The sequence below is a fragment of the Bradyrhizobium sp. cf659 genome, assembly GCF_900113725.1.
Lineage (GTDB): Bacteria > Pseudomonadota > Alphaproteobacteria > Rhizobiales > Xanthobacteraceae > Bradyrhizobium.
In genome coordinates this window covers 23,642-34,989 of record NZ_FOQJ01000012.1, presented here as the reverse complement: position 1 = coordinate 34,989, position 11,348 = coordinate 23,642, and the positions used below count along the sequence as shown (strand labels likewise).

Sequence of the window (11,348 nt, the reverse complement as noted above, 5' to 3'; positions counted from 1 at the left end):
AAAACTCCTCACCAGTTGCGGAAGCGGCTGGGCGGACGATAGAGCCCGCCGGAGGCCAGCATGAGGCCCTTGATCGAACGTGCCGCCAGCAGGCGGCGGTCGGCATCGAGCGGATCGATGCCGAGATCCTCGGGACGCCGGATCACGCCGCGTTGCCTGAGCTGCTCGACCAGCTTCGCATCGCGCGCGCGGCCGATGTCGGTGTATCCGGCGATGCCGCGGATCGCCTGCTCGCGCTCGTCCTTGCTGCGGCACATCAGGAGGTTGGCGATGCCTTCCTCGGTGACGATGTGGGTCACGTCGTCCGAGTAGACCATCACCGGCGCGAGATCGAGCTTGAGCTCGCGCGCCAGCTCGAGCGCATCCAGCCGCTCGACGAAGAGTGGAGCATTGCGCTCGCCGAAGGTCTCGCCGATCTGCACGACGAGTTTGCGGCCGCGGCGCAGGGCGGGGGCGGCATCGGGCGCCGCCTCGGCACCGGCCTTGAGCCAGGGTTCGCTCGGGTGGCGGCGGCCGCGCGGATCGGATCCCATGTTGGGCGCGCCGCCGAACCCCGCGATGCGGCTCGTCGTCACCGTCGAGCTGTGGCCCTCGAGATCGATCTGCAGTGTCGATCCGATGAACATGTCGCAGGCATAGAGGCCGGCCGTCTGGCAGAAGGCGCGATTGGATCGCAGCGAGCCGTCGGGCCCCGTGAAGAAGATGTCGGAGCGCGCGGCGACATAGTCCTCCATGCCGACTTCCGACCCGAAGCAATGGATCTGGTCGACCCAGCCGGATTCGATCGCCGGAATCAGCGTCGGATGCGGATTGAGCGCAAAATGCGTGCAGACCTTGCCCTTGAGGCCGAGCTTCTCGCCATAGGTCGGCAGCAACAGCTCGATCGCGGCAGTGTTGAATCCGATGCCGTGATTGAGCCGGCGCACGCCATAGGGCGCATAGATGCCCTTGATGGCGAGCATCGCCGTCAGGATCTGGGTCTCGGTGATGGCGGCGGGGTCGCGGGTGAAGAGCGGCTCGACGTAGAACGGCCTGCCGGCTTCGACCACGAAATGCACGAGGTCGCCGGGAATATCGACGCGCGGCACCTTGTCGACGATCTCGGTGACCTGCGCCACCACGAGACCGTTCTTGTAGCTGGTTGCCTCGACGACGGTCGGCGTGTCTTCGGTGTTCGGCCCCGTATAGAGGTTACCGTCCTTGTCGGCGCTCACCGCGGCGATCAGGGCGACGTTCGGCGTGAGGTCGATGAAGTAGCGCGCGAACAGCTCGAGATAGGTATGGACCGCGCCGAGCTCGATCTTGCGGCCGAACAGCATGCGCGCGATGCGCGCCGATTGCGGGCCCGAATAGGAGAAGTCGAGCCGCCGCGCGATGCCTTTCTCGAAGATGTCGAGATGGGCGGGCAGGACCACGCCGGACTGGACCATGTGCAGGTCGCTGATCTCAGCGGGGTCGAGGTTGGCGAGCGCCGCGGCGAGGAGGTCGGCCTGCTTCTGGTTGTCGCCCTCGAGGCACACCCGGTCGCCTGACCGGACCACCGCCTTCAGAAACGCCGGCAGACTCGGGATCGGGACGACCTTGCCGTTGGCGTACCGCTGGCCGGCCGCCAGGCGCTCTCTCAGGGCGGCCTTTTGCATACCCCAATCGCTCATCTCGGGCTCCTTGGCATGCGGGATTAGCTTCATTGGTGCCGAATGTATGCGTATTGCGTCTTAATGTCAATTAGTGTATGCACAGCTTCATAAGCGATAGATGTTCGCATACACAGGAGGAGATTTACGATGCGAATGCATACAAATTACCCAAGTCGCGTGGCCGGAGCTCCGTTCGCTCAGGGGAGGCGCCCGTGACCGTTTCCGGCGTAGCGCTGCTCTCCATCTGCACCTTGTTGGGGGTCTTTCTGGGGGACCTGCTCGGCATCGCCCTCGGCGTTAAGGCCAATGTCGGCGGCGTCGGCATTGCGATGATGTTTCTGATCGCTGCCCGGCTCTGGCTGGTGCGGCACGGCCTGCTCAGCCACGGTCTCAAGACCGGCGTCGAGTTCTGGGGCAGCTTCTACATTCCCATCGTGGTCGCCATGGCAGCGCAGCAGAACGTCGTCGCTGCCGCAAAGGGCGGTCCCATCGTCGTCATTGCGGGGATCGGCGCGGTCGCCGTGTGTTTCGCGATGGTGGCCCTGATCGGCAGGCTCAGCGGCCGTGTCGAGACCATGGACGAGATCGAGGCGCGAGAGGCGCTCGAGGCGACTGTGCCCCACTTCAAGTCCGGGAGGATCGGATGACGATGATATCGCATGTTCTCGCTGCAAACTCGCTGCTCACCGCTTTTGCGGCCGTCGGAATCCTGATGTGGATCTCCGGAGTGATCTCTAAGTACCTCACCTTCGGACGCATCCACGGCTCGGCAATCGCGATCATGCTGGGTCTCGTGCTGGCCTTTTTCGGCGGCATCGCCACTGGCGGCGAAAAAGGCGTCGCCGACCTGCCGGCGCTGACCGGGATCGGCCTGATGGGCGGAGCGATGTTGCGGGATTTCGCCATCGTCGCCACCGCCTTCGAGGTCGACGTCGTTCATGCGCGCAAGGCCGGGGCGATCGGTGCGGTCGCGCTCGGGCTGGGAACTGTCGTCCCGTTCATTCTGGGCGTGTTCGTTGCCGCGGCGTTCGGCTACACCGATGCCGTCTCGATGACGACGATCGGCGCCGGCGCGGTCACCTACATCGTCGGGCCGGTCACGGGGGCTGCGATCGGCGCATCTTCGCCGGTTATTGCGCTCTCGATCGCGACCGGTGTATTCAAGGCGGTGATCGTCATGATCGGAACGCCCTTCGTGGCGAAGATGATCGGCCTCGACAATCCGCGCAGTGCAATGGTGTTTGGCGGCTTGATGGGAACGGTCAGCGGCGTGTCCGGGGGGCTGGCGGCGACGGACCGGCGTCTGGTGCCCTACGGTGCGCTGACGGCGACATTTCACACCGGGCTCGGGTGCCTGGTCGCCCCCTCGATCCTTTACTTCGCGGTGCGTGCGATCACGGGAGGCTGAATGGCAGAAGTACTGAAGGTCGCAGTCGGCGCGGAAGACGATGGCGGGCTGCTCTCCGATCGCATCCGCAACGCGCTCACCGACGAGATCGCCTCAGGCGCACTCGTCGCCGGTTCCGCCCTGGAAGAGCAGCAGCTTGCCGATCGCTTTGGAGCTTCCCGCACGCCGGTGCGGGAGGCGCTTCGCCAGCTCGTGGTCAGCGGCCTCGTCGAGGTGCGCGGCCGCCGCGGCCTCGTCGTTGCGCGGATGACGCCGGAGCGCATCATGGACATGTTCGAGACCAGCGCCGAGGTCGAGGCGATGTGCGTCCGCCTTGCGACCTACCGCATGACCCCGCTCGAACGCAGCCACCTGATCGAGCTTCACGAAGGCTCGCTCGCGATGGTCGAGGCGAACGACGTTGATGCCTATGACGCTTTCAACCGGGAATTCCACGAATGCATCTACCGGGCAACGCACAACTCATTTCTTGCCGAGCAGGCGCAGGACGTGCGTTCGCGGCTCAGCGCCTTCCGCCGCACCCAATTGCGGCAGGGCGATCGCATTCGCAAGTCCCGCGACGAGCATGATGCCATCATGCAGGCGATCGCAGAAGGTGACGGAGAGACCGCAGCGCGCCGAATGCGTGCGCACATGCTGAATGCCGCGTCCGCGCTCAGGCGCTACATCGACGATCGCCTCGGCTGAGTCGCCTGATCGTAACGATCGGGCCGATAGCTTGACCACATCCGGCGGTCGCAGGCATGGACTATTGGCAAGGTCGCGTACCTATTCTGTCTGATCGAGCACGCCGCGCTCGCATCGCGCCGAGCGTGATGTACCATGCTGCCTGTCGGCGAACGCCAATCAGTTCAAGTCATGGTCCGATTCCATCAACCACTACGGCCGAGATGGATCCGTCCTGTGCTCTCAACTCCGGTCGTCGTGGAAAGGTTAGCCCGACGCAGAGCTATCTGCTCCAGATTGCGGGGGGCTATTTCGACGGACCGGATTTCGAGTGAGCGGCTCGCCATAAGAATTCGCTATGGCGGCAGAGGACAGTCGTGCTTCCCCTGTCATCGAACGTAAATCTATTTTTTACCGTCGGCCGCAGCAAAGAATTCCAAGGGCAAGACCACAGAAGTGGCGGCGTTCGCGGGCGCATCATTTTGTAGCAGCAACGGAGCGGGCAAATGACCATCGAGTTGAGCCGACGAGGATTTTGCATCGGAACCGCCCTGATTGGACTACAGAGCGTTTCCTCCAGCGCCTTCGCGGCGCGAAGCGAAGATGGGACGATCAGGCTCGGTCTCGTCGCTCCGATGAGCGGCCCGAATGCCCGCTACGGCGCCTTCTCGATGCGCGGTGCCCAGATGGCTGCGAAGGAAATAAACGGCGCCGGCGGCATCGGTGGGCGCAAGATCAACATCCTGGCTGGCGACAGCCAAGGTACTCCGGTCGAAGGCGTCTCGGCAACCCGGCGCCTCATCGACCAGGACCAGGTCGACTTCATCATCGGCGACGTATCGAGCTCGGTGACGCTCGCAATGCAGCCGGTCGTGGAGGATGCCGGTGTGCTTCTCCTCAATGCCGCCTCGTCGAATCCGAAGATCACCTACAAGGCGGGCGTCGGCGGGTTCAAATGGACCTATCGCAATTATCCGACCGACGAAAACCGCGCCCTCGTCGTGCTGCAATACGCCGCCGAAAAGAAGGGATTCACCAAATACGCCGTGCTGTCGGTCGACACCGACTACGGGCGCGCAGCCATTGAGTTTACCAAGAAGTACCTGCCGCGCTTCAAGAGCCAGATATTGACGGAAGACTATTACAAGGAAGGCGAGGTGGATTTCCGCAGCGTCCTGTCCAAGATCCGCGATTCCGGCGCCCAGGCCATCATCATGTATGGCAATGCCGATTCCACACCCATCGTCGGACGTCAAATGATCGAAACCGGGATTGCCGGCAAGATCCCCCTGATCGGCAACGCCGAGTTCAATACAGCGAGCTCCATCAAGGCGGCGCCGAAGGCGCTCGAGGGCGCAATCGAAGCCGCGGCCTGGCTTCCGGCCTACGAGTCCGAGAGAAGCAAGGCCTTCGTCGACAAGTTCACCGCCGAGTTCCGTGAAGCGCCCAACAACCACGCTTATGTGCACTGGGAAACGACGCATCTACTGGCCAAGGCGATCGAGCAGGCCCAGAGCATTGATCGCGAGAAGGTCCGTAACGCGCTTTCCAATATCCATTATGCGAGTGCGGTCGGCGAAGTGACTTTCGACGACCACAATCAGGCGCGCTTGCCGATGATCCTTCTCGAGATCGAGAATGGCAAGCCTTCCATCAAGGGAGCTTACTCGGCCGAGATCGACTATCCGAAATAGGACCGAGCGCACATGTTCTACACGGTCATCGAGCAGGTTGTTAACGGCATCGTCTCCGGATCGGTTTACGCGATCGTTGCCGTCGGCATGACCATGATCTTTGGCGTGCTGCGTGCCATCAATTTCGCCCACGGCGAATACTACATGCTCGGAACCTTCGGAGCCTGGTTCGCGATCGACTATTTCGATTTGCCCTATCCCGTGGCGATCGTGATTGGCGTGGTCGCCACCGCGGTGATCGCCGTCGTCGTTGGCAATTTCGTGATGCAGCGGATCGTGGGGGCTCCGGCCGAGGCCGGCGTGCTCGCAACCCTCGGCGTTGCGTTGATCCTCCAGAACACCGTCATCCTGACGTTCGGGGGCAGCTACAAGTTCTTCTCCGGCGGCTATATCGAGCCGGTGACGCTGTTCGGCTTCACGCTCGCAGAACAGCGGATCCTGATCATCATCGTCGGCCTGATCGTGTTCGTCGGCCTCGAGTTGATGGTCACTTATAGCCGGATGGGCAAGGCGATGCGTGCGGTATCGCAGAATATCGAATGCTGCGCGGTTGTCGGCATGGACGTCCGCCATGTCGCACTCTGGACCTTCATCCTCGGTGCTGCCCTCGCAGCACTCTCGGGCGTGTTGACCGCACCGGTAAACGTCAGCGTCTACGGCGGCATGGGGGAGCTCATCACGTTCAAGACGCTGCCGATCATCATCATGGGTGGACTTGGAAACGTCCGCGGTACGTTCGTCGCGGCGATGATCCTCGGCATCGCCGAGAGCCTGGTCGCCACCTATGTCGGTCTGCAGTTCCGCGACACCGTTGGTTTTGCAACTCTGATGCTGGTGTTGATGTGGCGCCCGCACGGGTTGTTCTCCGCGCAGGCGCGCTTCTGATAGCGATGGGATTTGGCATTTGACTGAGATCGTCCGAGGGCAGCCCATGACATCAGCCGAACGCACGGTCGTGACGCGGAGGGATCTTCGCGCTCCGTTCGGCGTCGCACTCATCGCGCTGGCCTGCATCGCGCCGCTGTTTCTCGGCAACTATCCGCTACATGCCATCATCATCGCGCTGATCTTCCTGTTGCCGGCGCATGGGCTCAATCTGCTGCTCGGCTATACCGGACTGCTGTCGCTGGCGCAGGCGGCGTTCTTTGGCATCGGTGCCTATGCCTCGGCTCTGCTGGCGGTGCATTTCGGCACGCCGTTCTACGTCAATTTCCTTGCCGCCGGCGTCGTGACCGGCCTCATCGCGCTGCCGCTCGGAATTCCCGCACTGAGATTGCGGGCCACGTCGTTCGTCATGTGCACGCTCGGTTTCGTCATCATCGGCCAGGCCGTCGCCAAGAACTGGATCAGCCTGACACGCGGCGACATGGGGCTGGCGGCAATTCCCAAGCCTTACTTCGCACTGGGGCCGGCCTCGTTCACAGTCTCCGGAACGGTCGGATTCTATTATCTTGTCCTCGTCATCGCTGTGCTCGCGACCATCGTCGTCTACCTGATCGTCCGTTCGCCGGCCGGCCGCAACATGATAGCCATTCGCGAGAACGAGACGCTGGCCGAATCCGTGGGCATCCCGACCTGGCACTACAAGCTGGTCGTCTTCATGATCAGCGCGATCTTTGCCGGGCTCGGTGGCAGTCTGTATGCGCATTACCTGACCGTGGTCAGCCCGCTCACCTTCCAGATGTACTACTCGACGACCATGCTGATCATCGTGCTCGGCGGCGGGGCGGGAACCATCTCGGGCGTCATCTTCGGCAGCCTGCTGTTCGTCGGCCTCACTGAAGCGCTGCGCGTTGCCCCGGAGCTGCGCATGATCGCCTACGGCTTCTTCCTGCTGGGGCTGGTGTTCTGGTTCCCGAGCGGGTTCGCGCCGCTGATCGGGCGCTTCTGGTCCTTCCTGGAGAAGCGCAAATGAACGGGCTGCCGATCCTCGACATTTCCGGCCTCTGCAAATCCTACGGCGCCGTGCGCGCGGTCGACGGTGTCGACTTGCATGTCGACCGCGGCGAGATCTGCGGGCTGATCGGTCCCAACGGATCGGGCAAGTCCACCTTCTTCGACTGCGTGACCGGTCTCGCCACACCGAGCGCGGGTGCGGTGAAGCTCGATGGTCAGGACATCACGGGCTGGTCGCTGAACCACATCGCCCGCGAAGGGCGCATGCTGCGCTCGTTCCAGAAGACCGTGGTGTTCTCCGCGCTCGACATCGAGGAGAACCTCGTCATCGCCGGCCAGATGTTCAGCTTCCCCGGGGTTCTGTCGACTTTCGGAATCGGGGCGGCCGCGCGCAATCGCGTCGCGGCGCTCAGGGAGCGGGCGCGGGAGCTGATCAAGATCGCGGGCCTCTGGGATGTGCGCTTCCAGCCCGCCGGCAAGCTCTCCGGCGGCCAGCAGAAGCTGATCCAGTTCGCCTCGATGCTGATGCCGGAGCCGAAGCTTGTTCTGCTCGACGAGCCCATGGCCGGCATCAATCCGAAGCTCATCGAGCGCGTGGTCGAGAGTATTCGCCTTGCCAACACCTCCTTCGGCGTGAGCTTCCTCATCATCGAGCACAACATCGACGTGGTGACGAGCCTCTGCAAGCGTGTGGTCGTGCTCGATCAGGGACGCAAGCTCGCTGAGGGAACACCGGACGAAATCGTCCAGAACCAGGCGGTGCGGGAGGCTTATCTCGGTGGCTGAACCCTCTCTCTCGATCAAGGGTCTGCGGGCGGGCTACGGCTCGCTCGACATTCTCAACGGCGTCGACCTCGACGTGCCGCAGGGACAGTTCGTCGCGCTGATGGGGCCGAACGGCGCCGGCAAGTCGACCCTGCTCAAGACGCTTTATGGCATGACGACGATCAAGGGCGGCACCATCGACTGGCAGGGCAGGGACATCACGGCGCTGAAGTCGCGTGCGATCCTGGCCGAGGGCATCTCCTGGGTGCCGCAGGGGCGCTGCAACTTCCCGGTCATGACGGTCGACGAGAATTTGCAGATGGCGGCCTACACGTTGCGCGACAGCAGGGTGAAGGCGGAGCGCGACTATGTCTATGATCTCTTTCCGATCCTGAAGACGCGCCGCAACACGCTTGCCGGCAATATGTCCGGCGGCGAGCAACAGTTGCTTGAGGTCGCGATGGCCGTGCTGCAGCGGCCAAAGATCCTGCTGGTCGACGAGCCGTCGGTCGGGCTGTCGCCGACCGCGATCGGCATCGTTTTCGACGAGCTGTTGCGCATCAACGCCGCAGGCCAGACCATCTTACTGGTCGAGCAGAACACCAAGAAGGCGATGGCGGTTGCGCAACGCGCCGTCATCCTGCGGCTCGGCAAGGTGATCTGGGATGGCCGTCCCGCCGACGTCACCCACGACGAGCTCGGCGAGCTCTTCCTTACCGGCCGCATGCGCGGCGAGACCGACGTCGAACATTGACTTCGAATATTGACTTGGCACCCGCTTGGCGGGCGCGGATACATTCGCAACGCAAAGGACGACCACAGTGACGATCTTCGTGCCGGCCGCGCGCGTCTCGCGCATCAAGATATCTCCGACCACGGCTGCTTCCGCGCGCGTGCGCGAGCTCAAGGCCGCCGGCCGCGACATCGTCGACATGGCAATCGGCGAGCCTGATTTCGATACGCCGGATCAGGTCAAGGCGGCGGCGCATGAGGCGATAGACCGCGGCGAGACGAAATACACGGCCGTCAACGGCACCGTCGCCCTGCGCAAGGCGATCATCGCCGACTACAAGCGCCGCCTCGGGCTGGAATATGCCGACAACGAGATCTGCGTCGGCGGCGGCGCCAAGCAGATCCTGTTCCTCGCGCTGATGGCGAGCGTGGAGGAGGGGGCGGAGGTCATCATCCCTGCGCCCTATTGGGTCTCCTATCCCGACATGGTCATCGCCAATGACGGCAAGCCGGTCATCGTCCGCTGCTCCGAGAACCAGGGGTTCAAGCTGACCGCGGATGCGCTGGAGGCCGCGATCACGCCGAAGACGCGCTGGCTGATCCTCAATGCGCCCTCGAACCCGACCGGCGCGGCCTATTCCCGCGCCGACCTCAAGGCGATCGGCGACGTGCTGCTGCGTCATCCCAACGTCCTTGTGTTGTCCGACGATATCTATGACCAGATCTGGTATCGCGACGAGCCGGCAACGACGCTTGCCGCCGCGGTGCCCGAGCTCAAGGACCGCGTTCTGCTCGCCAATGGCGTGTCGAAGACCTATGCTATGACCGGATGGCGGATCGGCTACGCCGCGGGTCCCGCGCCGCTGGTCGCCGCCATCAACAAGCTGCAATCGCAGATGTCCTCGTGCCCCTCGTCGATCAGCCAGGCCGCCGCCGCCCATGCGCTGACGAGCGACCAGTCGTTCGTTCGCGACAGCGTCAAGCTCTACAAGGAACGCCGCGACTATGCTTGCGCGCGGTTGAACGCGATCCCCGGCCTGTCCTGCCTGGTGCCTGACGGTGCCTTCTATCTCTATCCCGGCTGCGCCGGCGTGATCGGCAAGACCACCCCGGGCGGCAAGGTCATCGACAGCGATCTCGATTTCGTACTCTATCTGCTCGATGATGTCGGCGTCGCCGCCGTGCAGGGCGCGGCCTACGGGCTTTCACCTTATTTCCGCCTCTCGATTGCAACTTCGATGGAGGCGATCAAGGCCGCTTGCGACCGCATCGAGAGGGCCTGCGGGGCGCTGCGCTGAGTGCGAAGCCGGACTTGCTCGCCAAATCGGCGCGCAAGCGAAGAAACCGATTGAAATCAATAGGCTAGATAAAGGATAGTATCGATCCAGACCGTGTTTTCATGAGCGGCTGAGCGGGCGCCGCCCGTTCGGTTGAGGACCAGCGTTCGACACAGATGAGCGTCGATTTCAGGAAGCTCAAGAGCTTCGTCAAGGTGGTCGATGCCGGCAGCGTCTCGCGCGCCGCCGGCCTGTTGCGCACGGCGCAGCCGGCGCTGTCGCAGCAGATCGCAGCGCTCGAGAGTCACTTCAAGCACAAGCTGCTTCTCCGCAGCAATCACGGCATCGTGCCGACCGAGGCTGGCCTCATCCTCTACCGTCACGCGCAATTGCTGCTGAAGCAGATCGAGCAGGCCCAGATCGACATTGATCAATCGACCAAGGCGCTGGCCGGCCGCGTCTCGATCGGCCTTGCGACCTACTCGGCGTCAAGCACTCTGTCGCTGCCGATCCTGAAGGAGATGTCGACGCTGCATCCCCAGATCATCGTCCATATCAACGACAGTTTCGGCCATGTGCTGAGCGAGCTGATCATGACCGGCAGAATGGACATGGCCATGATCTATGGCTCCGGCCCGATCAAGGGTGTCAAGCTGCAGCCGCTGTTCCGCGAGGAGCTGTTTCTTGTTTCGCCTGCTGGGCCGGGTGCGAAGAAGCCGACGGACGAGCCGCTGCCACTGTCGGCGCTGGCCAACGTCAAGCTGTTGCTGCCGAGCCAGGGGCACTTCCTGCGTCGGCTGATCGACGAATCGCTGGCGCGGGCCCGGGTGGCGCCGAACGTCGTCTCCGAGATCGAATCCGTCTCCGCGCTCGGTGCGGCCGTGACCGAGGGCCTCGGCTCGACCATCCTGCCGGCCTCGGTGGCCGCGAGCGCGTCGAGCTTTGGCGGTGTCGAGGTGCGGCGGCTGGTTCGCCCCGCGATCGAGGCAACCGTCTCGCTGTGCATCTCCGACCATCTGCCCTTGTCGGAGCCTGCGCTCGCCACGCGATCGGTGCTTCTAACCGTGGTCGAGAAGCTAATGCGCAGCCATCCGCAGGGCATTCGATCGGTCTAGGCGCCACGGCTGAACGTCAAAGCCACTTGCCTGCATGCGCGGTAGCCGCAGCGCGTCGGTTTCGCCAGGCCATAAACAAAACCTATGGCGGCAGAGGGGAGTTGTGGTGGTCGGCCGCAACCGCATTTTCTACGCTCGAAGACAATCGCTTCGAGGAT

Annotated in this window: 11 protein-coding genes; 10 read left to right on the top strand and 1 reads right to left on the bottom strand. The window is 63.3% G+C overall.

The window, feature by feature from the left end:
* Window positions 1–8: 8 nt before the first annotated feature.
* On the bottom strand, window positions 9–1,655 hold the full coding sequence (mdcA, locus tag BM118_RS33210) for a malonate decarboxylase subunit alpha (RefSeq protein ID WP_092191586.1): 1,647 nt from the start codon (window positions 1,653–1,655) through the stop codon (window positions 9–11).
* Window positions 1,656–1,849: 194 nt separating this feature from the next.
* On the opposite strand from mdcA, the gene madL reads away from it, so the two are divergent.
* The 10 genes from madL (at window position 1,850) to nac (ending at window position 11,190) form a co-directional block, all read left to right on the top strand.
* On the top strand, window positions 1,850–2,284 hold the full coding sequence (gene madL, locus BM118_RS33205) for a malonate transporter subunit MadL (RefSeq protein WP_092191220.1): 435 nt from the start codon (window positions 1,850–1,852) through the stop codon (window positions 2,282–2,284).
* Window positions 2,281–3,045 carry a malonate transporter subunit MadM gene (gene madM / locus BM118_RS33200; protein ID WP_092191218.1) on the top strand — a complete coding sequence of 255 codons (765 nt, stop codon included), beginning with the start codon at window positions 2,281–2,283 and terminating at the stop codon, window positions 3,043–3,045. Before madL ends, madM begins: the two co-directional genes overlap by 4 nt.
* Window positions 3,046–3,732, top strand: coding sequence for a GntR family transcriptional regulator (locus BM118_RS33195; protein WP_049824014.1), 687 nt, complete (start codon window positions 3,046–3,048; stop codon window positions 3,730–3,732).
* Between the two features lie 485 nt (window positions 3,733–4,217).
* Window positions 4,218–5,405: an ABC transporter substrate-binding protein gene (locus BM118_RS33190; RefSeq protein WP_092191216.1), complete on the top strand. Its 1,188-nt coding sequence runs from the start codon at window positions 4,218–4,220 to the stop codon at window positions 5,403–5,405.
* A gap of 12 nt (window positions 5,406–5,417) precedes the next feature.
* Window positions 5,418–6,290, top strand: coding sequence for a branched-chain amino acid ABC transporter permease (locus BM118_RS33185; protein ID WP_092191214.1), 873 nt, complete (start codon window positions 5,418–5,420; stop codon window positions 6,288–6,290).
* 46 nt (window positions 6,291–6,336) lie between these two features.
* Window positions 6,337–7,320, top strand: a complete 984-nt coding sequence (locus BM118_RS33180) for a branched-chain amino acid ABC transporter permease (RefSeq protein ID WP_177234918.1) — start codon at window positions 6,337–6,339, stop codon at window positions 7,318–7,320.
* On the top strand, window positions 7,317–8,087 hold the full coding sequence (locus tag BM118_RS33175) for an ABC transporter ATP-binding protein (protein WP_092191210.1): 771 nt from the start codon (window positions 7,317–7,319) through the stop codon (window positions 8,085–8,087). Before BM118_RS33180 ends, BM118_RS33175 begins: the two co-directional genes overlap by 4 nt.
* Entirely contained in the window at window positions 8,080–8,820 is a 741-nt protein-coding gene (locus BM118_RS33170; RefSeq protein WP_092191208.1) for a branched-chain amino acid ABC transporter ATP-binding protein, read from the top strand. The genes BM118_RS33175 and BM118_RS33170 overlap by 8 nt, the downstream gene beginning before the upstream one ends.
* A 67-nt stretch (window positions 8,821–8,887) precedes the next feature.
* Complete coding sequence (locus BM118_RS33165) at window positions 8,888–10,096, top strand: aspartate transaminase (RefSeq protein ID WP_092191206.1); 1,209 nt, start codon at window positions 8,888–8,890, stop codon at window positions 10,094–10,096.
* Between the two features lie 155 nt (window positions 10,097–10,251).
* Entirely contained in the window at window positions 10,252–11,190 is a 939-nt protein-coding gene (gene nac / locus BM118_RS33160) for a nitrogen assimilation transcriptional regulator NAC (protein WP_092191204.1), read from the top strand.
* Window positions 11,191–11,348: the final 158 nt, after the last annotated feature.